Annotated in this window: 27 protein-coding genes; 5 read left to right on the top strand and 22 right to left on the bottom strand. The window is 60.4% G+C overall.

The features are described 5' to 3' along the window. Positions 1-79 precede the first annotated feature (79 nt). From ACR0NJ_RS19485 to ACR0NJ_RS19460, 6 genes are all read right to left on the bottom strand, one after another. Positions 80-922, bottom strand: coding sequence for a substrate-binding domain-containing protein (locus ACR0NJ_RS19485; protein ID WP_480818761.1), 843 nt, complete (start codon positions 920-922; stop codon positions 80-82). Further along, a complete protein-coding gene (locus ACR0NJ_RS19480) occupies positions 906-1,409 on the bottom strand; it encodes a c-type cytochrome, methanol metabolism-related (RefSeq protein ID WP_480818760.1) in 504 nt (167 codons plus the stop codon). The genes ACR0NJ_RS19485 and ACR0NJ_RS19480 overlap by 17 nt, the downstream gene beginning before the upstream one ends. 64 nt (positions 1,410-1,473) lie before the next feature. Continuing rightward, positions 1,474-3,276, bottom strand: coding sequence for a lanthanide-dependent methanol dehydrogenase XoxF5 (gene xoxF5 / locus ACR0NJ_RS19475; protein WP_480818759.1), 1,803 nt, complete (start codon positions 3,274-3,276; stop codon positions 1,474-1,476). A 131-nt stretch (positions 3,277-3,407) separates the two neighbouring features. After that, positions 3,408-3,764 (bottom strand): c-type cytochrome, encoded by a 357-nt coding sequence (locus tag ACR0NJ_RS19470; protein WP_480818758.1) that lies wholly within the window; start codon positions 3,762-3,764, stop codon positions 3,408-3,410. 55 nt (positions 3,765-3,819) lie between these two features. Next, positions 3,820-4,653, bottom strand: a complete 834-nt coding sequence (gene fghA, locus ACR0NJ_RS19465) for an S-formylglutathione hydrolase (RefSeq protein ID WP_480818757.1) — start codon at positions 4,651-4,653, stop codon at positions 3,820-3,822. A 1-nt stretch (position 4,654) separates the two neighbouring features. Continuing rightward, positions 4,655-5,767: an S-(hydroxymethyl)glutathione dehydrogenase/class III alcohol dehydrogenase gene (locus tag ACR0NJ_RS19460; RefSeq protein ID WP_480818756.1), complete on the bottom strand. Its 1,113-nt coding sequence runs from the start codon at positions 5,765-5,767 to the stop codon at positions 4,655-4,657. A 164-nt stretch (positions 5,768-5,931) separates the two neighbouring features. Here ACR0NJ_RS19460 and ACR0NJ_RS19455 point away from each other — a divergent pair, with 164 nt between their 5' ends. Further along, entirely contained in the window at positions 5,932-6,540 is a 609-nt protein-coding gene (locus ACR0NJ_RS19455; RefSeq protein WP_480818755.1) for a hypothetical protein, read from the top strand. 6 nt (positions 6,541-6,546) lie between these two features. Here the strand turns inward: ACR0NJ_RS19455 and ACR0NJ_RS19450 are convergent, their stop codons facing one another. Beyond that, entirely contained in the window at positions 6,547-7,578 is a 1,032-nt protein-coding gene (locus ACR0NJ_RS19450; RefSeq protein WP_480818754.1) for a quinoprotein relay system zinc metallohydrolase 2, read from the bottom strand. Between the two features lie 122 nt (positions 7,579-7,700). On the opposite strand from ACR0NJ_RS19450, the gene ACR0NJ_RS19445 reads away from it, so the two are divergent. Then, positions 7,701-8,513 (top strand): quinoprotein dehydrogenase-associated SoxYZ-like carrier, encoded by an 813-nt coding sequence (locus ACR0NJ_RS19445; RefSeq protein WP_480818753.1) that lies wholly within the window; start codon positions 7,701-7,703, stop codon positions 8,511-8,513. Positions 8,514-8,531: 18 nt separating this feature from the next. Here the strand turns inward: ACR0NJ_RS19445 and ACR0NJ_RS19440 are convergent, their stop codons facing one another. From ACR0NJ_RS19440 to ACR0NJ_RS19380, 13 genes are all read right to left on the bottom strand, one after another. Continuing rightward, a complete protein-coding gene (locus tag ACR0NJ_RS19440) occupies positions 8,532-8,897 on the bottom strand; it encodes a hypothetical protein (protein WP_480818752.1) in 366 nt (121 codons plus the stop codon). Then, positions 8,894-9,568 carry a hypothetical protein gene (locus ACR0NJ_RS19435; protein WP_480818751.1) on the bottom strand — a complete coding sequence of 225 codons (675 nt, stop codon included), beginning with the start codon at positions 9,566-9,568 and terminating at the stop codon, positions 8,894-8,896. The genes ACR0NJ_RS19440 and ACR0NJ_RS19435 overlap by 4 nt, the downstream gene beginning before the upstream one ends. A gap of 47 nt (positions 9,569-9,615) precedes the next feature. Further along, complete coding sequence (locus ACR0NJ_RS19430; protein ID WP_480818750.1) at positions 9,616-11,871, bottom strand: PAS domain-containing hybrid sensor histidine kinase/response regulator; 2,256 nt, start codon at positions 11,869-11,871, stop codon at positions 9,616-9,618. 2 nt (positions 11,872-11,873) lie between these two features. Then, positions 11,874-13,031 (bottom strand): FIST N-terminal domain-containing protein, encoded by a 1,158-nt coding sequence (locus tag ACR0NJ_RS19425; RefSeq protein WP_480818749.1) that lies wholly within the window; start codon positions 13,029-13,031, stop codon positions 11,874-11,876. A 9-nt stretch (positions 13,032-13,040) separates the two neighbouring features. Then, complete coding sequence (locus tag ACR0NJ_RS19420) at positions 13,041-13,760, bottom strand: response regulator (protein WP_480818748.1); 720 nt, start codon at positions 13,758-13,760, stop codon at positions 13,041-13,043. A 109-nt stretch (positions 13,761-13,869) separates the two neighbouring features. Further along, positions 13,870-15,051, bottom strand: coding sequence for a hypothetical protein (locus ACR0NJ_RS19415; protein ID WP_480818747.1), 1,182 nt, complete (start codon positions 15,049-15,051; stop codon positions 13,870-13,872). Then, entirely contained in the window at positions 15,048-15,722 is a 675-nt protein-coding gene (locus ACR0NJ_RS19410; protein WP_480818746.1) for a hypothetical protein, read from the bottom strand. Before ACR0NJ_RS19410 ends, ACR0NJ_RS19415 begins: the two co-directional genes overlap by 4 nt. After that, on the bottom strand, positions 15,719-16,618 hold the full coding sequence (locus tag ACR0NJ_RS19405; protein ID WP_480818745.1) for a VWA domain-containing protein: 900 nt from the start codon (positions 16,616-16,618) through the stop codon (positions 15,719-15,721). The genes ACR0NJ_RS19410 and ACR0NJ_RS19405 overlap by 4 nt, the downstream gene beginning before the upstream one ends. After that, on the bottom strand, positions 16,615-17,577 hold the full coding sequence (locus ACR0NJ_RS19400; RefSeq protein WP_480818744.1) for a VWA domain-containing protein: 963 nt from the start codon (positions 17,575-17,577) through the stop codon (positions 16,615-16,617). Before ACR0NJ_RS19400 ends, ACR0NJ_RS19405 begins: the two co-directional genes overlap by 4 nt. Further along, positions 17,570-17,932 carry a hypothetical protein gene (locus ACR0NJ_RS19395; protein WP_480818743.1) on the bottom strand — a complete coding sequence of 121 codons (363 nt, stop codon included), beginning with the start codon at positions 17,930-17,932 and terminating at the stop codon, positions 17,570-17,572. The genes ACR0NJ_RS19400 and ACR0NJ_RS19395 overlap by 8 nt, the downstream gene beginning before the upstream one ends. After that, entirely contained in the window at positions 17,929-18,834 is a 906-nt protein-coding gene (locus ACR0NJ_RS19390; protein WP_480818742.1) for a DUF58 domain-containing protein, read from the bottom strand. The genes ACR0NJ_RS19395 and ACR0NJ_RS19390 overlap by 4 nt, the downstream gene beginning before the upstream one ends. Further along, on the bottom strand, positions 18,831-19,787 hold the full coding sequence (locus tag ACR0NJ_RS19385; protein WP_480818741.1) for an AAA family ATPase: 957 nt from the start codon (positions 19,785-19,787) through the stop codon (positions 18,831-18,833). The genes ACR0NJ_RS19390 and ACR0NJ_RS19385 overlap by 4 nt, the downstream gene beginning before the upstream one ends. 84 nt (positions 19,788-19,871) lie before the next feature. After that, complete coding sequence (locus tag ACR0NJ_RS19380; protein WP_480818740.1) at positions 19,872-20,819, bottom strand: hypothetical protein; 948 nt, start codon at positions 20,817-20,819, stop codon at positions 19,872-19,874. A gap of 187 nt (positions 20,820-21,006) precedes the next feature. Between ACR0NJ_RS19380 and ACR0NJ_RS19375 the strand changes: the two genes are divergently transcribed. Continuing rightward, positions 21,007-22,062: a tyrosine-type recombinase/integrase gene (locus tag ACR0NJ_RS19375; protein ID WP_480818739.1), complete on the top strand. Its 1,056-nt coding sequence runs from the start codon at positions 21,007-21,009 to the stop codon at positions 22,060-22,062. Between the two features lie 3 nt (positions 22,063-22,065). Here the strand turns inward: ACR0NJ_RS19375 and ACR0NJ_RS19370 are convergent, their stop codons facing one another. Beyond that, positions 22,066-22,380 carry a type II toxin-antitoxin system RelE/ParE family toxin gene (locus tag ACR0NJ_RS19370; RefSeq protein ID WP_480818738.1) on the bottom strand — a complete coding sequence of 105 codons (315 nt, stop codon included), beginning with the start codon at positions 22,378-22,380 and terminating at the stop codon, positions 22,066-22,068. Next, positions 22,377-22,640, bottom strand: coding sequence for a type II toxin-antitoxin system ParD family antitoxin (locus tag ACR0NJ_RS19365; protein WP_480818737.1), 264 nt, complete (start codon positions 22,638-22,640; stop codon positions 22,377-22,379). Before ACR0NJ_RS19365 ends, ACR0NJ_RS19370 begins: the two co-directional genes overlap by 4 nt. A 194-nt stretch (positions 22,641-22,834) precedes the next feature. Between ACR0NJ_RS19365 and repA the strand changes: the two genes are divergently transcribed. Together repA and repB are read left to right on the top strand one after the other, a co-directional pair. Continuing rightward, positions 22,835-24,058: a plasmid partitioning protein RepA gene (gene repA, locus ACR0NJ_RS19360; RefSeq protein ID WP_480818736.1), complete on the top strand. Its 1,224-nt coding sequence runs from the start codon at positions 22,835-22,837 to the stop codon at positions 24,056-24,058. After that, complete coding sequence (gene repB / locus ACR0NJ_RS19355) at positions 24,048-24,983, top strand: plasmid partitioning protein RepB (RefSeq protein ID WP_480818735.1); 936 nt, start codon at positions 24,048-24,050, stop codon at positions 24,981-24,983. The genes repA and repB overlap by 11 nt, the downstream gene beginning before the upstream one ends. Positions 24,984-25,064 lie beyond the last annotated feature (81 nt).

Genomic DNA, 25,064 nt, shown 5'->3' with positions numbered 1-25,064 from the left:
ATGCCGTAGTCGGACGGCTCTGGAACGGTATGGGCCGCCGCAGCGCCTGTGCGGATCGCAAATGCCAGAAGGGCGCGGATCATTGCGACAGCTCCAGCACCTCGGTTCCCAGATCGTTCACCAGCGGCACACCTGCTTCGGCCAGAACCGCGTTGATTTCATCCTGATTGCGCCGGATCAGGGAATTCAGCTGCCGCTGCCACACCTTCTCGCCCTGTCGCACACCCATAGTGATGCGGTAGAACAGACGCGGCGGCAGCTCTTCCTTGACCAGAGGGATCACCTTGAAGCCCGGATAATCCGCCTTGACCAGAGGGCCGCCCAAAGGACCCCACAGGATTGCGGCGTCGATCTCGCCGGATTGCAGGTCGTTCAGCATATCGATGGCGGGGCTTTCCACACGGCGGTCGACAAAAAGGTTGTAAGGCTTGGCTTTTCCGATCAGGCCGTTGCGCGCCATATGGGCCGCCGGCGGCGTGCCGGCCACGACGCCGATCTTCCGTCCCTGAAGCGCCGGGTCGGCCAGCGTATCGACCTGTGCCAGGTCGCTGTCATCGGGTACGATCAGCGCATAGGCCGAGGTATAGTAGTGATTGGTGTTCTGCACCAGCTCATGCCCCTGCGCATAGCCGATCACGACATCACAGCGCTTGGCGGTCAGCGTGTTGCGAATGAACCCGGTCGCCTGAGGAAACCAGACATATTGAACCGGCAGTTCCAGTTTCCCCGCCATCAGCTCGGCCAGTTTGTTTTCGTATCCCGATCCATCTTCGGACGAGACAGGGTAATTGGCCGGGTCAGCGCAGACACGAAAAGCCGTGTTCGAAACCAGATCCGAGGTCTGCGCAACAGCAGGCGCCGCCTGCGAAAAACAGGCGGCAAACCCCAGAATGGCAAGGCAGGTCTTAGCCCATGCAGGCATCTTCATCCTCTCGGATTACATCCGATTTCGCTTCTTTCTTCGGCGGGCGTCCGCGCGGGATCGCCTCAGAACCGTGCGCTTTCAGGTAAACATAGATGTCGTCCAGAAAGCACATCACATTCGGGTTGTCGCCAAAGCCCGGCATGACCGAGTTTTCGGCGGCGTTGACCACCTGGCGTCCATTGGTGACAACATCGACGAAATCGTAATAGTCCATGTCCAGCGCGGATTGCTTCAAAGCCGGGGCATAGGTTGATCCCTCGCCATCCGGGCCGTGACAGACGTGGCATTCCGCATGATAGCGGCGAAAGCCCGAGAATGTCATCCAGTCCACCGTTCCGTCTTCGGCGATGTTGAACGTCGGGATATCGTCTTCGGTGTAGTACCGCCCATCCTCGGAATACGCGACCGTCAGATTGTCGGCCGCCGCAGCAAGCGGAAGGCCGGACAAAAGTAAAGCTGCCGAAAGACGTTTTAGATGCGTCATGGATGTCTCGTTTGCTGCAAGTGGAAATCCGGCGCGGCCATCACGGGCCGCGCCGGGGTTTTGCTTAGTTCGGCAGAGCGAACACGGTCAGTTGGCCACCCAGCGCGGTATAGTCGCTGAGCGCGGCATAGCCACCCACAGCACCCAGACCGTCATTCGGGTTGGTCAGACCAGCCGCCAGACCGATACCGGCCCAGCCACCAACACCCGACAGGATGCCGATGTACTGCTTGCCGCCCTGTTCATAGGTCATCACGTTACCGATGATACCCGACGGTGTCTTGAACTTGTAAAGTTCCTCACCGGTTTCGGCATGAACGGCCTTCAGATAGCCTTCGAGCGTGCCGTAGAACACGACGTCACCCGCAGTTGCCAGAGCACCGGACCAGACCGAGAACTGCTCGGGCAGCGACCACTTGATCTCACCGTTGATGTTGTCCCACGCGATGAAGTTGCCCATGCCACCGTGGCTGTCGGGGGCCGGGTACATCGCCAGCGTCGCACCCACATAGGGCTGACCTGCGGTGTAGGAGACACGGAAGGGTTCATAGTCCATGCAGACGTGGTTTGTCGGCACGTAGAACACCTGGGTCTTCGGCGAATAGGCCGCAGGCTGCTGGTCTTTTGTACCCAGAGCCGCCGGGCAGATACCGGTCGAGTTCACGTCCTCGCCGTTCTGTTCCGTCGAATACTGAGCCACAACCGCCGGACGACCATAGGTGTCGCTGTTGGGGTCCATGTCGACGCCGGATGTCCAGTTGACGACCGGGTCATACTTTTCCGCCACCAGCAACTCACCCGTCACGCGGTCCATCGTATAGGCCAGACCGTTGCGGTCGAAATGGGTCAGCAGCTTGCGCTCGGTGCCATCAATTTCCTGTTCCGTCAGGATCATTTCATTGATGCCGTCATAGTCCCATTCGTCATGCGGCGTCATCTGGTAGAACCAGCGCGCCATACCAGTGTCGATGTCACGTGCCATGACGGTCATCGACCAGCGGTTGTCGCCCGGACGCTGCGCCGGGTTCCATGTCGACGGGTTCCCGGTGCCGTAGTACATCAGGTTCTCGTCCAGATCGACCGAGTACCAGCCCCATGTGGTGCCGCCACCGATCTTCCACTGATCGCCTTCCCAGGTATTGGTGCCCGAGTCCGCGCCAACCGGTTTACCCAGATGGGTGGTCTTTTCCGGGTCGGCCAGAATGTCGGAATCCGGTCCCATGGAATAGGCGCGCCAGACCTGCTCGCCCGAGTTCATGTCATAGGCCGTGACCGACCCGCGCACACCGAATTCGCCACCAGAAATGCCGACAATGACCTTGTCCTTCACCGGCAGCACAGTGGCCGTGTTGGTTTCACCAATCGCCGGGTCGCCGTTCTGCACTTCCCAGACCACGTCACCGGATTTGGCGTCCAGCGCGACAACCTTGGTGTCCGCCTGATGCAGGAAGATCTTGCCGTCCGCATAGGCCACACCGCGGTTCACGGTGTCACAGCACATCACCGGAATGACGTCCGGGTCCTGCTTGGGTTCATACTTCCAGACGATCTTGCCTTCGTTGGCCAGATCAAGCGCGTAAACGATATTGGGGAACGGCGTGTGGACATACATCATGTCGCCGATCACCAACGGGGAACCTTCGTGCCCGCGCAGAACGCCGGTCGAGAATGTCCACGCAACCTGCAGATCGCCTACGTTGTCCGCAGTAATCTGATCCAGTTCCGAATAGCGCTGGTTCTTGTAGTCACCCGTCTGGATCGCCCATTGTTTCGGGTTATCCATCTGGGCAATCAGGTCGTCATTGGCATATGCCGTGCTGGCCATGGCAATGGCGATCCCGGAGGTCCAAAGCGATAACTTTTTCATTCAATCTCCTCCCTTGAGTGCAGCGATGCCGCTGCAATGAAACACCTCAGCCAGGTTGGACTACGGTGCCGTAGTTTGCTCACCCGGCGGCCTCTCCTCTGGCCAAGTTCGGGGGCGAGCGATTTCGCGTCTTACGATCCTTCGTCGGGGAAGGTCGCAAGATAGGCGATAATGTTGACCCGGTCCTCTTCCTTGCGCAGACCGGCAAATGTCATCTTGATGCCCTTGGCATAGTCACGCGGCTTGGTCAGGAACGCGTCCAGTTCTTCAGGCGTCCAGACCAGACCGCCCTCGGACAGTTCGATCAGGGTGGGGGAATAGCCGAAATCCGCGACCGTGGCGGCCTGTCGGCCAACAATGCCGTTCAACGCCGGGCCGACCTTGTTTTCGGCCCCTTCGCCGACCGCATGGCAGGCCTTGCACTTGCGGAACACCTTGGCCCCTGCTTCCGGGTCGCCCTCGGCGCTTGCAACAATCGGCACAATCATGAGGCAGGCCGCTGATATAACTGTTCTGAACACTATTGATCTTTCCTTGCTGTTTTCATTGGCTGAGCCGCTCGGCGTGCCATTCCACATGGTCCCGCGCAAAGCTGTTCACGAAGAAGTACGAGTGGTCATACCCCTGCTGAATTCTGATCTGTCCGGGCTGGCGACGCTTTGCCATCATGTTGGCCAGGGCTTCTGGCTTGAGCAGGTCAAGGAACTGGTCATCCGCGCCCTGATCAATCAGCAGATCGCCTTTCCAGCCGTACTCTTCCAAAAGTAGCGTTGAATCGTGTTCGGCCCAGGTGTTTTCGTCATCGCCCAGATAGCTGCTGAGTTGCTTGCGGCCCCAATCGGACCGGGTCGGATGGGCAATCGGCGCAAAGGCCGACAGTGCTTCGAACTTCTCAGCGTTGCGGATCGCGATCGTCAGCGCGCCATGCCCGCCCATGGAGTGGCCGGTAATTCCGTGCACGTCCTGAACCGGGAAGTTTCTTAGAACGATGTCGCGCAGCTCTTCGACAATGTAGTCATACATCCTGAAATGCGACCGCCACGGATCGCGGGTTGCGTTGACGTAAAAGCCAGCCCCCTGCCCAAGATCATAGGCATCATCGTCTGCAACATCTTCCCCGCGAGGGGATGTGTCGGGAAAGATCACCGCGACCCCGAAATCCGCTGCAGCTTCCTGAAACCCGCCTTTGGTCATGGCGTTTTCATGGGTGCAAGTCAGTCCGGACAGGTACCACAAAACCGGGACCGGGCCATTCCTGGACTGAGGCGGAAGATAAACTGCAAAGGTCATCTCACAATCGCAGGTTTCGGACTGGTGAGAGTAAACTGTCTGCTCCCCTCCGAAACTGCGGTTTTGTGAGATGACCTTGAGATCCATGTCAGTACTCCACTACTGCCCGGATCGATTTGCCTTCGTGCATCAGATCGAACCCGTGATTGATCTCTTCAAGCTTCAGCTTGTGGGTGATCATCGGGTCGATCTCGATCTTTCCGTCCATGTACCAGTCGACGATCTTGGGCACATCGGTGCGGCCCTTTGCGCCTCCGAACGCCGTCCCGCGCCAGGACCGGCCGGTGACCAGCTGGAACGGACGGGTCGAGATTTCCGCCCCTGCAGGCGCCACGCCGATGATGATGCTTTCGCCCCATCCTTTGTGCGCGCATTCCAGCGCGGTCCGCATCACGCCCACATTGCCCGTTGCGTCAAAGGTGTAATCCGCGCCGCCGCCGGTGAGTTCGACCAGATGCGCAACCAGATCGCCGCTGACTTTCGACGGGTTCACGAAATCGGTCATGCCGAAATGAGTCGCCATTTCAGCCTTGCCGTCATTCAGATCGACACCAACGATCTGATCCGCACCCGCCATGCGCAGACCCTGGATCACGTTCAGCCCGATACCGCCCAGGCCGAACACAACCCCGCGCGAGCTGATCTCGACCTTGGCGGTGTTGATCACCGCGCCGATGCCGGTGGTGACGCCGCAGCCGATATAGCAGATCTTGTCGAACGGGGCGTCCTTGCGGACCTTGGCCAGCGCAATCTCGGGCACCACCGTGTGATTGGCGAAGGTCGAGCAGCCCATGTAGTGATGGATCGGCGTTCCATCCAACATGCTGAACCGGGTGGTGCCATCCGGCAGCAAGCCCGCCCCCTGCGTGGCGCGCACTTTCTGGCAGAGGTTTGTTTTGGGGTTCAGGCAATATTCGCATTCACGACATTCGGGCGTGTAAAGCGGGATCACGTGATCACCAACTTCCAGGCTGGTGACGCCTTCGCCCACCTCAAGAACAACGCCCGCGCCCTCATGACCCAGGATGGCCGGAAAGATACCTTCGGGATCGTCACCGGACCGGGTGAATTCGTCCGTATGGCAAAGCCCTGTTGCTTTGACCTCGATCAGAACTTCGCCCGCCTTGGGGCCAGCAAGCTCAACCTCCATAATCTCCAAAGGCTGACCTGCCGCCAAAGCAACTGCCGCGCGCGTTCTCATATGTGTCTGTCCTCCCTTGCACCGGAATCATTCAGACACCGTGTGCTTGGTTCGAGTATGACGGCTGGCATGTCACTCAAACAATTAAGACAATGGTGTGTATTGGGTTTGGTAGACTCAGCGCGCAGGCTTCGGGCATAGTATCCGGGGGAAGGAGACCTGCGATGTTGAACAAGCAGACCATAGCGGCCCTGGCCTTGATCAGTGTGGCGGGCCCCGGTTTTGCGGCGGATTTTTCCGACCCGACCTGGCCCTGTATTCAACGCAAGGTCGAAAATCTGTCCCTGGGCCTGATGTGGCCGCATCAGATTGACGACGCGGCAACCGACCTGCAGCCCGAGATCGACGAAATGGCAGGCCTTCTGGCCCTGCGCCGCATCGAATTGGAAGAGCTTCAGCCAAGCGTCGCAGCCTTCGCGGCCCGCCACAACGGCGACACGGATGTGCTGGGCCGGGTCTTTCAGCGAGTGTTCGACACGCTGTCAAAACGCCGTGCCCGTATCATCGGCGGCATCGGAGAGTTTTCGCTGAAACAGATTGATCTGGCAGACAAGATCGACCTGGCCCGCGCCGATATGGATCAGGCCCTGACCGCCGATCCCCCGGACTATGACAGGGTCGATGCGCTGGAAGAGCAGTTGGATTGGGATCAGTTGATCTATTCCGACCGCCAGCGCTCGATCACCTATCTGTGCGAAACCCCGCAGATCATCGAGCGCCGCCTGTTCGCCATTTCGCAGATGCTGCAACAACTCGCGTCGGATCAGGGCTGAGCGGGTTTATTCCCATTCAAGCTCGGTAAAGGCGACGGTTGCGTTGCGGGGGTTATAGGCCTCGAACAACTCCCATTTTCCGGCCTCGCCCTGCGCGATGGTTTCCACCGCGTCGCCAAGCCGCTGGCCGCTGTCAATTGCCGCCCGCGTGTCGGTTTCCAGCACGTCCAGATACCGTTGCATATCTTCCCCGCCCTCGGGCCATGCCAGCACCGGACCGCCATGCCCCGGCACGATCCGGGTGACATCCATATCTGACATCTCATTCAACACACGCCGCCAGCCGACCAGCCGACCGTCCAGTGCTGGCGTGTGCATGTGGAAAACCAGATCACCGGTGAACAGAATGCCCGAGTCCTGATCCAAAACGGTCAGATCGTTGCTGGTATGCGCAGACGGCCAGGCGCGCAGGGCCAACCTGCGGTTGCCCAGATCAATCTCGCCGTCCCCGCTGACCGGCATATCGACCACGACCGGATCAGCCCCAAGGTATTTCGTGGGGCCGATCAGGGCGCTCAGGCTTTCGACATAGTTGGCTTGTCTGTCCAGCAGCGCCCTTTCCAGCCCCGAATGGGCCACCACCTGCGCGCCCGATCGCGCCAGGGGCGCGGTTCCAAGGACGTGATCCGGGTGCATATGGGTCAAAATTACGTGACTGACGGGTTTGTCCGTTCGTTGCCGAATGGCGCGCCAAATGGCCTCTCCCATCCAGGGGGCGGTGCCGGTGTCCACCACTGCGACACTGTCCTCACCGAGGACAAACCCGATATTGGACACGTCCCCAAGATTGTCGGCGTTCGGTTCTTCGATCCGGCCGCGATGGACAAACAGACCGGGCGCGATCTCGTCAAATTCCAGCGAAATGCCAACGGGTTGGCAAAAGGCATCCGCAGTCTGTTCGGGATCGTCAAACGGAGGGTCCGCGACCAGCATCTGCTCGCATACCTCCTGACTTGAGGCCTCGTATCCCGGCAAAAGCTGATTTCTGCACAGCCCGTCTGACGCTTCCAGACACAACATGAAAACGGCTTCAAACATCGCAATCCTCCGCCCGGAACTTTGACATAACGCGCCGTGGAAGCCACACAGCCTTTTGTCGGCGTATATTTTATTGGGGTTTTGTGGCATATTTTGCGGCACCGGTTGCCGGAGGAGACAACATGGCCAGATTCGTCGGACCCTCGATGGTCCTTTCACTTGCACTGTCGCTGCCTGTTTGGGCAGACCAATCCGCCAAGAATCCGCTGGTCGAAAGCGAGACCTGGCAGGATTTGCGCTACGATGTTGTCGGTGACGCCCAACTCGGCAGTGCCGAAACTTTTTTGTCCGTGGACGCGCCCTACCGCGCCCATGATGCGGCGACGGTTCCGATCCTGTTGAAGCAACTCGACCCAAACGCGCAAATCAAATCCGCGACCGTCGTGATTGATGAAAACCCGGCGCCGATTGCCGGCGTTTTCACCTTTTCCCCGGCCATGGGGGAACTGGATTTCGAAATGCGGGTGCGCGTTGACCAGTATTCGAACATCCGCGTGATTGCCGAGACACAAGAGGGGCTGCATATGGCGGGCCGCTTTGTAAAAGCGTCTGGTGGATGTTCCGCGCCAGCCAGCCGCGACCCCGAGGTGGCGTTGGCGTCGATGGGCAAGATGAAGCTGCGCAGCTTTGGGGAGCAGGCGCAAATCTCGACCCCGCGCCGCGAAGCCCAGATCATGATCCGGCACCCGAACTATTCAGGCCTGCAGCGCGATCAGATCACCCAGCTGTTTATCCCCGCGCATTTCATTGACCATCTTGAGGTCTGGCAGGGCGATGAGTTGCTGTTCACCATGGAAGGCGGCATTTCCATTTCGGAAAACCCGGCCTTCCGCTTTGCGTATAACGACAACGGAACAACCACGCTGACGGTCAAGGCAACCGATACCGAAGGCAACAGTTTCCAAGCCGACCTGCCGAAATCAACGTCCAGTTAATCGGCGGACGGTTCGGGTTCAGAAACAGACCACTTCAGCTTCGGCCTGTGCCCTGCGCAGGTCGGCCACCATCGTTTCCGCCATGACCGCGCTTTTGAAAAACGCCATGCGCTCGCCGCCTACCCGGCGCATCGATAGGACCGTTTCGGCCTGCTCATATCTCTCATAGGGCAGAATCGACGCAATCAGATCAATCGAGCACGAACACCGGTCCAGCATTTCGCGGGACTGACCATTCGTGACCATACAGGCGAACACGTAATCAGCCCGCGCAGCGGTGGGATAGTCATTCAACCGCTCTGCAACGCTTTGCGCCACAGATACGGATGGGATCGCCGCGCAGATCGCCACGGCAAAAGCTGCCAGCCGGGCCGTTTTTGTCATTGCCGCCCCTCCTGCACCCCTTCGAACTGCATTTCCGACCGGTAAACCGCATTGCTGCCATCTGCGGGTTCAGTCTCGGCGACAAGGCGCAGATACCAGCCCGGCACCTGCTCGGAAACAGTGACGCTGAGAACCAGATCCCCAAAGCCCTGCATCCGATCCCTGTTCGGGTCCTGTGCAAAGGGGCGCATTCGAATGGTCTGCACGGGCACGGTTTTGCCGTCGACCACAGCCTCGCCTTCAACCATTTCGGCTGGTTGCACCAAGGCGTCCTTGACTCGGTTGCGAATGTAGAACGGGCTGCCACCGGCGGATTCCGCCATGTCCCGGATGGTGCTTTCATAGAACACCATGATCATCGGGTTGCCGACACTGGCCGGAAAGACCCCCATCGCACGGTGCTTTTCGTCCTGACGGAACTCTAGCTGTGCCATCTCTGTTCCGTCCTCGGTGAAACTAAGCGCGATGTCCCCGGTATCGCGCTCGGCGGCTTCGGGTTTCAGTCGGTTTGTCACAGTGCGCTGGTAAACAAGCTCTTTGTCCCGGCCGATCGTGTCCAGAACACCCCCCTGAAACAGAAGATCATAGGCCTGTTCCGCCTCAACCGGTGCCGCATGGGCCGGATTGAAGCTTAGGCCGACCATCGCCAGCCCGAATAAAATCATCCTCATGAGTCGATCTCCTCCCACAGTTGAGAGTATGGCCTTCAGCGGTCGTGTCATTGCCGACTTTTGTCGGTGTCCAGCGCCTGAGTCACCACGCTGCGCTGGATCTTCCATATAATCAATGGCCGCAATCGCGACAGTTTCACCGGTTTCGTCATCACCGATATCTCATGCCGCAGACCGGCTTTGCGCACCGCCTCGCTGCGATCTGCGGTGATCAGAATGGCCGGAACCCGTGTCTGGGTCATTTCGCGGATCTGACGGATCGCGTCCACGCCGGTTTCGCCGTCATCAAGCTGATAATCCGCCAGTATGATGTCGGGCGGCATCCCGATATCGGTGACAAACTGAATGGCCTCTTGCGGAGATCCGGCGGGCAGGACGCTGGCACCGTTTTGTTCCAGCCACTGGGTTGTGCCAAAAAGAACATCGCGATCATTCTCGATGACAAGCGCGATGTAATCCAGCGGCACGTCCCCGGTGTTTGGCAGCAAATCAAGGGGCTCGCTTGCGCTGCGTTCCGCCTCGACCCGGTCCATTTCGATGCTGAACACGGACCCGACGCCCGGCTTGGACCGCAGGGATAATGTGTGCCCCAACAGACGGCAGGCCCGGTCGACCACAGACAGACCCAGCCCCATGCCCGAGCCCAGCGGCACGTTGTCCGCCCGGGCGAATTCCTCGAACACGCGCGCCTGATCCTTTCGCGCGATGCCTATTCCGGTGTCCCACACCTGCAGCACGATTTTGTCACCGCGGTTGCGGCACCCCACCAGAACCCTGCCGCCAGGTTCGGTGTACTGAATGGCATTTACGACCAGATTCTGGATCGACCGCAAAAGATAGACCGGGTCGGAATACACAAAGCCCGAACAAGTCACCACGTCCAACCGGATGTTCTTGTTCTCGGCCACCAGCGACTGATCGCCCTGAATACCGGCAATGACCGAGGCCAGACTGACATTGGTTGGCGACACCGTGTCCGGATCAGCCGTTTCAAGCCGCGAGATATCGAGCAGCGAGTGAAGCAGCTGTTCGGCTGATCCAAAGGCACCGTCCAGACGCTCGACCATCTCGTAAAGCTCGGTGTTGCGCGAAATTTCGGTCAGGGTCGAAATCATCAGCTTGGCGGCATTGATCGGCTGAAGAAGGTCATGACTGGCGGCCGCCAGAAAACGGGTCTTGGACGACACCGCCGCCTCGGCGCGTTCTTTGGCGATGCGCAGCGCCTCTTCTACATTGGCCTTTTCTTCATATTCGCGGGTCAGCTTTTCATTGGCGCGGGTCAGTTCGGCGGTGCGTTCCATGACGCGGTTCTCCAGCGTCTCTGTGGCGCGCGCCTCAAGCGTCACGTCCTTGAGTTCAACCAGAAACCCGCCATCCGGCAATTGGTTGGCCTGAATGTCCAGAACCCGGTCCGCCCCGTCGCGCACGCGTTTGCGCAGCCAACCCCGGCTGTTCAGCTCAAGCTGCCATTTTGCGATCTTCAGTTGATCATCGGCCCTGATCAGCCCGCGCGCGCGCAACAAATCCAAAAGTGTCTGCACCGGCACATTGCCCTGCAGCAATGATCTGGGCACATTCAGAAGGTTCCGAAACCGCGCGTTGTGCATCATGATGCCGCCATCCGCGGAAAATGTGCACACGCCGGAACTCATGTTCTGAAAAACCGCCTGAAGATAGTCCTCCTGCCGGTCGATGAGGGTTTCTTTTTCGTCGCGATTTCGTCGCACAACCGACGTGATGTCGGTCAGCAGAATGACCACATTCTCGGGTGAGGTATATTGCGCGCTAAGCTTGTACCAGCGGTCGCCGCGCAGTTCGATCACCTCACTCGATACCATCCCGGAATGAGAATTGCGTTCCAGCGTATCCATCATGTTCGACACGCCCCGGTCCGAGGAAACAAACTGCCCGCTGTCCTTTACCAGTGAAAAGAACCGCCTCAGGCGAAGTCCCGGCCTGACAAGTTCGGACACATCCAGAAACACGGCCTGAAACAGCTCGTTACACAGGTTCAACTCACCGTCGGTGAACAGGGCAAACCCTTCCTCCATCGAAGACAGGGCTTTGACCAGTGTTTTTCGCGTTTGTTCACGCTCGTACCGGGCGCTTTCCAGTTCAGTGGTTGCGCGTTCCAGATCCCGGCTTTGCTCGACCACACGTTGCTGAAGCTCGATTGCGGACTGAAAGGCGCGGAATGCGGATGGGCCCACATCCTTCTGGCGATTGGCACGGCGCATCAGCGCATCGATGATTTTCGCCTGTTTGACGACCTGAAGTTCCAGCGGATCGTCGGGGTTCAGCATGGTCAGCTCAGTTCACGTTTCTCGGGTTTGAAAAAGGCCACACCCACGAAAGTCTGGTTCATATGTACGCCGGATTGTTGTTCCCCATAGGTGTTGAACCCAACCACCCGACGGGTTTGCAACACGTCCGAAACCTGTTTACCAAGTTGTTTTTGTTCGATTTCCAGCTTGCGCAGGACGCAATCGAACCCAAGAATGAAATCCGGAGCGTTTCCCACGTTGTCGCGAATGTCCAACCCGGCTTCCAGCGTCTTGATGATCTCTTTGCCGCGTCCCAGGGTCATGATAAGGCCATCGTCAATCGCCGCCAGAAATGACAGGGCCTGCGTATCCGTCGCCTCGCGTATGGCGCGGACATAATAGTTCAGGTCCTGCCGCAGCAAGAGCGGGTTTTCGGCAAAGACCAGCGGTGACAGGTCCGAGGCCGCACACCCGACCAGTCGCGCATATTCCTGCGCCGCAGGTGCGCCGTTTATCTCGTAAACCATGCGCTCGTCCGGGTCGGCATCGGTTATAATGATCTCGGACCCGATGGGCAGGAAGTGATCAAACCCAATGCCCTGGAATCTCAGGTTGGTTTCAATCAGCAACAAGACAGCAGCATTGCTGTAAGCCCTGCCGCTGTGCAGAACAAACGTCTCTTCATATTGTAGACCGTCGCCTGCCGATCCGCCAAAAATCGGCAGGCCATCCAGAACAGTCTCAAGCGTCGAGACCAGCAGATCCTCCTGTTTCGACAGCCCGTCTGAGAACACCAGCGCCAGCCTGTTCCAGCCTGCAGTGTGCCGGAAACGCTCGGCCTGGCGTTGCGCAACTGCGGCGATTTCCGTGGAATTCAGCGGTCTGAGTTCTTCGAACAGGATGGACGAGCAGCGGAAGTTCGATTTTGGGAAGGACAGCAGAAGCAGGGCGTCGGATTCATATCCAAGCTCGGTGATCTGCCCGGCGGTGGTGCACCCAAAAACCGGCACGCCGGACAGTTTGCGGTTCAGGCCGCGCGATACCTCGGCCGGGTCCAGCCTGTTTGGAATGAATGCCAGCACAAAGCAGGATTTCTGGCTGTCGATATCCGCACATGCCTCTTCGACGGCGGCATGTGGGTCCGAGGCCAGCGACCGGCCGATCGCGATGAAGTTTGGTCCCAGCTTCAGGTCCCGCATTTGCGATCCTCAGTGTTGCAGAAAGGATTTGACCTCCGGCTCATGCCGTGTTTGCCGGGCCATGACAGAGTCCACCAGAACAGCGGCCTGCGTACGATTGCGCACCCCCAGACGGCGCAGCAATGCGGTGATATGCGCTTTGACGGTGGCTTCGGCCAAAGACAGTTCATATGCGATCTGCTTGTTCGACTTTCCCACGCAGATCAGCTTGAGAATGCGCACCTGTTGCGGCGTCAGCGTCGAAAGCTCGGGGCTTGACTGATACACCGTGTTTTCCGGCGATTTCGGTTCTTCCGCATGGCTGTACTCTGCCGGTATGTACCTGCGCCCTGCGACAACTTCCTGAATGGCAAATTTCAGCGTCTGCGCCGAGGTGTCCTTGGGCAGAAACCCCATGGCGCCATAGTCCAGCAGAGACCGGACAAGCTCAGCCGATGCCAACGCCGAGATCACCAGAACCGGGGCCGAGGGCCACCGGTCGCGCAATTGCTGAAACCCCGAAATACCGGTCACATCCGGCAGTTTCAGGTCGAACATGATCAGGTCGGCTTTGAAGCCGCCGCTAAGCACTTCGAACGTCTGTTTCAGCGTGCTTGCTTTTTTGATACAGCAGTCGTCGAAACTCAGCTGCAATGCTGCAGCCAGCGCATCGCTAAAAAGCGGATGATCATCCACAATCAAAACGTTGGACACCTGGTCCACCGCTTTGGGGTACCCCACCGTATGCATTATTTCTCCTCCGCTGGGAAAGGTACAGCAAATCGGGATCAGTTCAACTGTTTCAGGATGAAACCGAAAAAAATGCGCCAATAAACAGAACCTTGACGTTCATGAAGGGTCAGTTGCGCAGGAATTTCCCGGCAAACCGCTGCAAATCGGGTGCCGGAGATTTTGGATCGAAACAGCCTCGATCAAAGTCCTGCAACTGCGCAACGCGCGTTGGTGACGGTCCATCACGCCGCATGATTGAAGCCGCGGCCTGACGCACACCGCCGGCACTTCCGTTTCTGGCGCACGCCCTGAGATCCCGCGCCAGAGGATCAAAGGCCGCAAAGCGCTGCAACGCCTGCAAACCGGTCAGTTTGCGGCCCGACATGCCCACCCACACAGCAGCTGCGAACACGATGACAGCCAGCACAAACGTCGGCCAACCTGGTAACCTTGCGGCGTTGGGAACGGGTGGGGGTGCCTCGGCGATTTCACTGTTTGCGACGGCCCCATAGGCCACCCGCTGCGCCGAGATTGTGACCTCGCGCGCCTCGCGCGTGACGGTGTCAAAGTAGCTGAGTTGCAGGGGCTCCACGATGCCCGAAATGTCATTGCCGGGCCGAATGGTCCAGCGCCAGAAAGCATAGGTCACCGGACCTTCCGGTGTCAGTTCCACCAACCGTTTTTCCGGATGGGCAAAGATCATGGCGGAAGGTGAGCGCAGATCGGGCATCGGGGGAACCATCTCGGGCGTCGCCCCCAGCGCCTCAATCCGGATTACACGCAGAACGCCCTCACCCGGCGACAGTTGATCCGGTGCGTTCGACCATTGGTCCGAGATCTGCAGATCACGCACCGGAAACCACCAGTCCGCCGAGGCTGGGGCTTCGGCGACCTCGATGGTCAGAGGTTCGGACTGGATGTTATGTTCGAACCAGTCGTCACTTTCATCGGTCAGCGTCAGGCTGTGGGTGAACCGGCCAATGGTCAGTTCACCGGACCTGACCGGGTAGACCGCCATGCGCCGGGTGAAAACCTTGAAGTTCCGCCCGTTGATCCGTTCCTCGGTCCAGTGATCCGGTCCAAGCTGCGCCCAGCTGAAACCATCGAAATCCGGCTGTATCAGCTTTTCCCGCGTAATATGGCGCCGATACACGCCCCGAATGGTGATCAGGATCATTTCGCGTGTGAACGGCACAACGCTGCTGTCCTCGACCGTTACCTCAATTGACAGTTCCGACGGCAAAACGGTTTTCGATTGCGCCAGGACCTGCAAAGGGAAAAACAGCCATGCAAGAACCAACCACTTCATTGCGGGTCCTCCGGTTCCGGTGGTGAAAGCCCCAGTTTTTCGCGGCGTTTGTGTTCCTGCGCGATCCGGGCGGCCATGAATTCCCCCGGTACGTCGGACAACTGGTTGAGCCATCGTTCATCCGCCACCATGAACTTGTCGTCAAAAATACGCCGCACCCCAAGACGCCCGCGACTGTCCAGTTCCGCCAGCCCGAGCATCGTGTTGGAATTGGTGACCTCGCTGCCCGTGCCCGCCGCACGCGCATCACCGCGCGCGACGAAGCTGTCCGCCTGAGGCCCGCTTTTTCGCTCGGGGAACAGGCCAAGCGCTTCGGGATCGATCTGCAGGCCTGCATAAAAGGCGGCGACAACATCGAAATTGGCCTGCGCGTCCGCGTCACCCGTCACAATCGCCTGATCATAAGCCTCTAGCGCGGCGGCAATACGACCGCCATGAACCTGAGCGTTCCCGAGGTTATACAACGACCCCGCATCCTCAAACGCCTGCGCCGCAGCATCGAATTGGACCGCCCGGTATAGGGCCACACCCTGCCAATCCGGGTCTTCAAACAGCCGGGCGGCAACCGTATTCATCCCAAGCGCCAAAGCGACCCGGCCAAACGGGGCCGCGCCCCCCAGTGCAATCGCAAAGGCAATCAGGGCCACACTGAAGACCGCGAGCCACTTCATGCCCGTTCCCTCCGGAACAGCAGCAGCATCGGGAACAGCGCGAGGATCAGCAGGTATCGCCCCAGATCGTGCCAGAAGAGCACCGGGAAATCCGACTTCTCCAGCCGCGTCGCGGCGTCTTCTGACAACCACCCCCCCAGATCATCGGTCTGATCCAATGTGAAAACCGCGCCGCTGCCGACGCTGGCATGGGTCTGGATCTGCGCAGAGGGCTGGTCCAGCGAAACCACGGACACCCTGACACCGCGATCCGCCAGCGCGGCGGCGGCCTGCAGCGAAGCCACCCCCAGACCTTCGCCATCGGTGAACAGAACCACGTCACCGGCCAGAATACCGGCCTCATCCATCCGCTGCGCAGCCAATGCCAACGCGCGCTCGGGGCGCGAGCCCTTGTCCGGTACGGTATCGGCATCAATCAGAGAAAAGGTCTGGCCCAATTGCCGGTGATCGGTTGTCATGTCAGTCGCGACATAAGCATCGCCCGCAAAAACGATGATCCCGCCGGGCCGTGACCCCAGCGCACTGACACCAAATCGCCCCATGGTCAGCATTTGCGGCCAGCGCTCGTTGCCTGACACACTTGCCGACGCATCGACCAGAAACAAAACCCCGTCCAGATTTCGATAGGTCTCGGCACCGCGCCGTTCGATCGCCGGACCGGTCAGGGCAATCACGCAGAGCCCGGCAACCGAAAGCTGCGCAATCCGCGTCAGGGGCAAGGACGCCCCTTCGATCCGGCCTATTGCCGCCATCGCCTGCATCAATGCGGCGTCAGCGACCTTGTCCCACGTGCCAAATCCACGGGTGTTTGACAGCACCCACAAGGCCAGGCCTGCAACAACCGGAACAGCCAGCATCCAATAGGGTCTGAGGAGGCTGAAATCGGTTTCCATCATCCCGAATGCCTCCACGCTGCCAAAAGCGCCAGGGCTGCGGCCAGCGCGGCGGGCCAGGTCCAGTAGTCGCGATAGACCTCGGCGGTCAGACCCGCACTGTCATTGGCTTCCAGACGATCCAGCGCCTGTGTGACCTCGATCAGATCATCGGTGGTTTTAACGCGGAAGCTCTCTCCGCCAGACACCTGCGCAATGGCCCGCAGGGTTGCGGCGTCGACCACGCCGCGCTCACCGACCGCAGCGCTTTCCAGATCTTTCGGCCCCAGGGCAATGGTGTGGACACGCACCCCTATTCCGGCGGCCAGTTCCGCAACCCCGCGCGGATTGGTGGCACCGGCATTGTTCACCCCGTCCGACAGCAAAATGACAACCCGGGACGCCGCCTGACTGTCTGCCAGCCGTTTCAACGCCAGTCCAAGACCGTCCGAGATGTTCGTTGCGCGTCCCGAAATGCCGATGCTGGCTTCTTCGATCCGGTTGGCCACAGCTTCGGTATCGAAGGTGAACGGCGTGGCGAAATAGGCCTCGGACCCGAAGACAATCAGCGCGACCCGGTCCCCTGCCCGGCGTCTGGCGAAATCTGCACCCACGGTCGTGACAGCCTCGAGCCGTGTGATCTGGCGGTCATCCAGATAGAAATCGTCCCGCACCATTGATCCGGACAGATCCAGAACAATCGCAAGATCACGGCCCGAGACTTTCAGCGCGCTCACTGGCGTCAGTTCACGCGGGCCGGACAGCCCAACAACCAGCAGGACCCAGATGGCCCACAACACTGCCTGATCTGCGAACCTGCGCCTGCCGGGATCACCGCCAGAACTTGCGGCGTCCAGCATCGCACCGATACGTTCGGGAACCGGGAAGCCGCGATCCAGCATGGGCCGCGCGTTTAGAAGACGCGCGATCAGCAACGGGGCAGGCAGAAGAAGCAACACCCAGGGATCGGCAAGCTCAAACACTATGCGCTACCTCATCCTTCAAGGCCGCAAGACTTGGCCCGCCGTCCGGGCGATAGAGACCTTCTGAGAGTTCCGAATACCGCTGCGGGTCCTGCTCGCGAAGCTGGTGCAGCAGCGCCACCCTAAGCCGGTCTTCCGACCAGCCTGTGACGTCTTCAACCTTGGGGCCCACCCGGGTCGCGGGCCGCCGGGTGCTTAACACCCGCAACACAAACACGACGCAGATGGCGACAAGAGCCGACAGGCCGATGACCACAGCGTAGTCCGCCCAAACGCCACCTGCGGCTTGTGCCGGTAAACGTATGTCCCGCAAGCTGGCCAGCATTGTGGTGTCGGACATCGCCGTTTCGCTCATGCGGCAGACCTTTCCGAGAACGCAAGCGCGATGCGTTGACCGGTGTCTTCCACCGGATCACTTGCGTTCAGAACAAGCGCCTGATGGGTGCCGATGCTCTGATACAACAGCTCACCCCCGGTCCCGGCTCCGGTGAGATAGACGCGTTTCTGCCGCCCGTCGGGCAATCGCATGGGATACCAGCCGCGTGGCATGTCATGGGTCTTGCTTTCGGTGGTCAGTATAAGCCGCAGGCTGCGCCGATGGGCGATCCGGTCCAGCCGATCCGCCAAAGCGGCATCCGGCATTTCAAAGCCCGAGGCGACAATGACCTCTGACCCGGATCGGGTCAGGCGTTCCACACCTTCCAGCGCCTGTTCCAGTGATCGCGCGTCATCCTGACCGTTTTGCAGGGATGCAAGGCTGCGCCCATGGGCCTGCACCAGACCGCCGATCACATCGAGCATCCCGCGGGTTCTGCCGCGTGGCGGAATGATGACCGGCGCTCCGGTCGTGAGTGCCAACAGACCAACGCGCCCGCCGCTTTCAATCAGATGCCAGCCGATCAGAGCCAGCGCCTCGGCGGCGGCAACGGACAGGAAAGCCCGCTGCAACCCCCAGAACATCGGCGCCCGAAAATCGGCCACCAGCAGCGAGACCCGGTCGCGTTCTTCCTGAAACTGACGCACATGCAGCCGCCCGGTGCGTGCGGTTGTGCCCCGGTCCAGATGTCGGATGTCATCACCGGCCACGTATTCCCGCGCATCAGCCACCTCAACGCCCTGCCCGCGCTTTCGCGTCAGGAACCCGCCGGGCAAGGCAACCACCGGCGGGTCGGCTTGGGTCGTCAACGCCACGCGCCGCAATGCGATCAAAGCGTCCGAGGTCAAAGTCACACCGGCATGGGACAGAACGGCGGTCACAACGGTTCGACCGTATTCAGAATATCCGCAACCAATCCGCGCGGCTTGCGACCATCCGCAACCGCGCGCCAGGTCAGAACCATCCGATGGGCCAGCGCGTCCGGGGCCACGGCGGCCACATCCTCGGGCAAGGCAAAGTCACGGCCGCGCAGATAGGCGCGCGCGCGTGCCGCCGATGCCAACGCCAGCGACCCGCGCGGCGAGACCGCATGTTCAATGTGTTCGGCCAGTGGCCCTTGGCGCGTCGCAGACACAAGCCGCACGATGTAGTCGCGCAATTCCGGGGCCACATGCACCGCGCGCGCCTCGGCCCGCGCGGCCCGCAATTCCGCAAGCGTCATGCGCTGCACGTCCGGCGGGCCGTCCTGTGTTTCGGAGATCACCAGATCGAGTATCTGCCGCTCGGTCTCGATATCCGGCAGCGACAGGACCACATGCAGCAGGAACCTGTCCAACTGCGCCTCGGGTAAGGGAAACGTCCCGTCATGTTCAATCGGGTTCTGGGTGGCTATGACCAGAAACGGATCGGGCAAAGCGTGGGTCTCATTCCCGACGGTCACCTGATGTTCCGCCATCGCTTCCAGCAAAGCCGACTGGACCTTGGGCGGGGCGCGGTTGATCTCATCAACCAGAACCAGAGTGTGAAAAACCGGCCCGGGAACAAATTCGAACCGACCTTCCTGCGGTTGATAGACCGGTGTCCCCGTCACGTCGGATGGCATCAGGTCGGGTGTGCATTGTATGCGGGCAAAGCTGCCTTCGACAGCGTTCGCCAACCATTTGACCGCGCGGGTCTTGGCCAGACCGGGTGCGCCCTCGACCAACAGGTGGCCCCCTTCGAGCAGCGCAATCAGCAGGCTTTCGACCAGATGCTCGTGCCCGACAAGCCCTTGCGACAGATACCCCGACACCCCCGCAATCGCGCGCGGCGGGTTTTCAGGCCTTGTGTCCATATGACCTCCCCTGGGTTCCGATGGTACGGGACCCAAATACAGGCTAACCGGAGTCCCCTGCCCCGCAAAATACACCCGATGGTATTACCTTGAAACCTGAACCGCGCGGGTGCAGCCCTCGTCGAACAGCGAAGCAAACTGCGGGTCCGTCAGCGTTTCGTCGGTTTGCGCCCACAGGCGATCATATTCGTCGTCGATATAGTCGATGAACCCTGGATCAATGGTCTGATCCACCGGCGACTGGGCAACCGCGTGCAGCATGAACACGTCAAAGGCACATAGCCCGCCGGGGTTGGAATTCAGCAGCGCCCGCATGAACGCATGCGAGTTCCATGGAAACCGGTGCAGGTTCACAGGCGTTTCCTGCAGCTTCGACAAAAATCCGGCTGTCCTGTCGCTCAGCAGAATGTCCATGCCGAACGTGTAGGACTGGAAAAGCTCTTCCAGCAGGATCGACTTGTGAAACGCCGTTTCCAACAGGTCGGGTCGGCCATGTGCCGGTTGCTTGACCACAAGATGCGTCCCTTGTCCGCGACGGCCAAAGAAGGTTTGCGCCATCGCCGGAGATGTCACCAGATATCTGCGCCCGGAAGGCAGGCCAAGCTGATGGGTTTCGCTCAGCCAGTCCAGATCCGAAGACAGTTCCCGTTCCGGTGGATATCCCGAGTACAAGCGCAGAACCACGGTCCGCCCGGTGCCGCAATCGCTGGCGGACCGCCCCGCATACCGCATCGGCGTGGGATGACCATAGCTGTGCTTCAGCAAGTCCCGAAAGGTGTTCAATACTGCCAGCGTCAGCGGATGCGGCCGTTCCCCAACCAGGCACAGCGAGGCTCCGGCAAGGTCCCGCCCGTTGATATGGACCGGAATGGCCATGTCACGGCCCAGCATCGTGGACCGAAGCTCGTACCCCCAGCCGCGCCGGGCAAGCTCAAGATAATCCTGTTTCTCGGCATGAAGCTCTCCAGCGAAAACCAGGATCGCCGCGATCTGAAGGATGAAACGCCGCACGCTGTACCTCTGAATTTTCATTCAGCGTAACCGGAGTTCTGCATATATCCAAGTGTGCCGGATATGCGAGCCGGTGCGTCCGCAGTGCGCATAAAGTATCAGGTTTGCATATTACCTTTCTGAGGTTGTCGGCGTCCCATTAAATTCGATAAGTATCGCTTATCAGTAATGATTGATTTCATCGCGCAAACCGCGCAGAATGAACCTCATGAAGCCCCCTGCCCCATACCTGCCCGCCGCCTCTCCGTCGCTTTCTGTCGAAGATCAGGAGGCGCTGACCGATCTCTACGTGCGTGGCACGCCCGCCAATACGCTGCGCGCCTATGAGCGGGATCTGCTCTATATCACCGCCTGGAAAGCGGCGCGGTTTGGTGCGGCACCGGACTGGCCGGAAAGTGAGGCGACCGCTCTGGCCTTCATTCTCGACCACGCGCGCGATCTGAACGATGCAGCCCCGGACGACCGTGCCCGCCAAACCGCAGAGGCGCTGGTCGCGCAAGGGCTGCGCAAATCTCTGGCCTGCCCGGCCCCGTCGACGCTGGATCGGCGTATTGCGTCGTGGCTGGCGTTTCATCGGATGAAGAACCTGGCCAGCCCGTTTGATGCGCCACAGGTGAAACAGGCCCGGTCCAAGGCCCGTCGTGCGGCAGCCCGGCCCCCTGCCCCCAAGTCACAGCACCCGATCACCCGGGATGTGCTCGAGCAACTGCTGGCCACTTGCCGGGGCTCGCGTCGCGATTGCCGCGACCGGGCGATCCTGATGCTGGGCTGGGCCAGCGGGGGCCGCAGGCGGTCCGAGATCACAGGGCTAATGCGTGAGGATGTCTCGCTGAAAGAGTTCGACAAAAGCGGGGTCGTCTGGATCTCGCTGCTGGAAACCAAGACGACCAGCAAGGGCGAGACGCCCCGGCTGGTTCTGAAAGGCCGCGCCGCGCAGGCGCTGGTGCATTGGATCGAGGTGGGTGAGATAACGGACGGTGCGTTGTTCCGGCCAATCTCCAAAGCCGACCGGGTGCTGAAACGTGGCCTGACCCCGGATGCGATCGCGCAGATCGTCAAACACCGGTTGAAACTGGCGGGACTGCCCGAGGGCTTCGCCTCGCCCCACGGGCTGCGCTCGGGCTTTCTGACGCAAGCGGCGCTGGACGGCGCCCCTATTCAGGCCGCCATGCGCTTGTCGCTGCACCGCTCGCTGGCTCAGGCGCAGAAGTATTATGATGATGTAGATATCGCTGAAAACCCGGCAACTGATCTGTTGGGGTGAAGATCAGGCGCGCCGACCCGTGCGCGTGATCCAGTCTGCCCCGCCATAGGTGATCGCCAGCACGTGAACCTCGCGCAGTGCTTCATCGACGGTAAAGGCGATGACGGCACGGCGGGCGGCGGGGATGGCACGCAGGCCCGGCAGGATATGGTCGCGCAGCGTGCCGCGATGGGGCAGCGTGCGCAGGCTTTGGGCCACTTCGGCGATCTCGGCCAGCTTGCGGCGCGCCACCCGGGGCCCGGCATAGTCTTCGATCAGGTCGGAAATGGTCAGCAGATCATCCGCCACCGACGGATGATAGCGCAGCCTGTATGTCACGCGTCGCGGTCCAGACGGCGCAGGGCCGGGGCAAAGACATCCTCATGCTCGACAAAGTCCGCGCGCGGGGTGGCGGCGCGGCGGCGGATTTCGTCGGCCATGGCGTCCAGCGCGATCTCGCGCGCTTCGTCATCCTCAATCATCCGTTCCACTGCTGCGGCAACAGCGGCCGAGGCCGAGGCATAGACCCCCTCGCCCACCTTTTCCTTGAGGAATCGGTGATGCCGGTCGGTGAAGCTGAGCGTGGTTTTGATGGTCATGGCGGGCCTCCACAGTCATACTTGGTCATACTTGTGGGTCAAGTCAACCCTGTTTGCCTTGTGGCTCAGCCCCTTGAGACCACAGGATATGGAAAAAACACTTGCAAGAATCGCAGTTCCTGCCCCATTAATTACGGAAAGCAGTGAATAAAACGGCAGCAAGCGTAACAACGCAGCGCCAAATGAGGGCAGAGATGGACGACGCAACCCTAGCAGGGACGCCGCAGACAGGCCACACACAGGAGCGGATCGACCTGCTGGTGGGCGATCACGCAAGGCGGCTGTCCGAACGGTTGCAGGCGCATCGCGCGCAATTGTTCCCGCCCGATGCCAAACGATCCCTGCGCAAGTTCACATCTGGCGAGGCCGCGGATCTGCTGGGCGTCAAGCACGCCTATCTGCGCAAACTGCATCTGGATGGCCGTGGCCCCTCACCCGAGACGCGGGCCGGAGGCCGCCGCTACTACTCGCCCGAAGATATTCAGGCCCTGCGCGAGTTGCTTGAGGCCGGGGCCAAGGCCCCCGGCAGCTACCTGCCCGGACGGCGGCCGGGGGATCATCTGCAGGTGATCACCGTGATCAACTTCAAGGGCGGCTCGGGCAAGACCACCACCGCCGCGCATCTTGCGCAGAAAATGGCGCTGGATGGGTACAAAGTGCTGGCGATTGATCTGGACCCACAGGCCAGCCTGTCGGCGCTGCACGGGTTCCAGCCCGAGTTCGACCTGCTGGATGGCGGCACGCTATATGATGCGATCCGCTATGACGATCCGGTGCCGCTGCGCGAGGTGATCCAGAAGACCTATTTCACCAATCTCGACATCGTTCCGGGCAACCTGGACCTGATGGAATTCGAACACGACACCCCCCGTGCGCTGACGCAACGGGACGGTAACCTTTTCTTCACAAGGATCGGCGACGCGCTGGCCTCTGTTGAACAGGAGTATGATGTGGTTGTCGTCGATTGCCCGCCTCAGCTGGGGTTTCTCACCATGTCCGCCCTGTCCGCGGCCACCGCCGTGCTGGTGACGGTGCATCCGCAGATGTTGGACGTGATGTCGATGTGCCAGTTTCTGCTGATGACCTCGAACCTGCTGGGCGTGGTTAGCGAGGCCGGGGGCAACATGTCCTATGACTGGTTGCGTTACGTGGTGACGCGGTATGAACCCGGCGACGGGCCGCAGAACCAGATGGTCAGCTTCATGCGCTCGATGTTCGGCGATCATGTGCTGAACCATCCGGTGCTGAAATCCACCGCGATCTCGGATGCGGGGATCACCAAACAGACGCTCTATGAGGTGGAGAAGGGCCAGTTCACCCGCTCCACCTATGAGCGCGCGATGGAAAGCCTGAACGCGGTGAATTCGGAAATTGAAACGCTGGTGCAATCGGCTTGGGGGCGGATGAATGGCGCGTAAGAACCTGCTGAAAGGGCTGATGGAAGCCCCCCCTGCCCCGACCGAGGGCGAAGCACCTGCGCGTGTGGATGTGGCCAAGCCGCGCTATGGCTCGGGCGCGATCGGGGCGGTGAGCCAGTCGATCTCGGACCTGAAGTCGCGCGCGGTGCAGGAGATTGACCCGCGCATGATTGATCAGGGCGGTCTGCAGGACCGGCTTGAAGAAAACGCCGGGCTGGCCGAGCTGGTCACCTCGATCCGCGAATACGGCCAGCAGGTGCCCGTGCTGTTGCGGCCCAACCCCAACGATGGCGAACGCTATCAGGTGGTCTATGGCCGCCGCCGCGTCGCCGCGCTGCGCGAGCTGGGGCAACCGGTCAAAGCGCTGATCCGGGTGCTGGATGACCGCGCGGTGATCCTGGCGCAAGGGCAGGAGAACTCGGCCCGGCGCGACCTGAGCTTCATCGAAAAGGTCAATTTCGCCCGTCAGATGCAGGACATGGGCTATGACCGCAAGGTGATCTGCGACGCACTGCATGTGGATAAAACGTTGATATCACGTATGATTTCCGTATCCGACCGCATCCCCGAGGCGCTGATACAGGCCATCGGGGCCGCGCCCTCGGTGGGCAGGGACCGCTGGTTGAAGCTGGCCGATCTGCTGCCGAAAAGTCAGGTGCAGCGCGCGGTGGACGCGGCTGAGGGCGAGACGTCAGATGCAAGGTTCGAGGCCGTTCTGATCGCCCTCACGCCCCGCAAAACCCCTGCCCCGCGCAGCGATGTGCCGCTGCGGGGCGCGGATGGAACCGCGCTGGGGCAGATGCGGCGCAGCGGCACCAAGGCGGTGCTGACGCTCAACACCAAAACGGCCAAAGGGTTCGAGGACTGGCTGGCCGAGAATATCTCAGATCTTCATCACCGCTGGAAAACCGGTCGGGATGAATAACCCCGCGCAAGCGGGATAATCGTGGAGCAGCGACAAGGAGGCACGAAACAGACAGGACGGAAAGAAAAGACCCCTCAGAAC

The sequence above is a fragment of the Ruegeria sp. F11 genome, from assembly GCF_056533855.1.
This window is presented reverse-complemented; position numbering and strand designations above follow the sequence as displayed.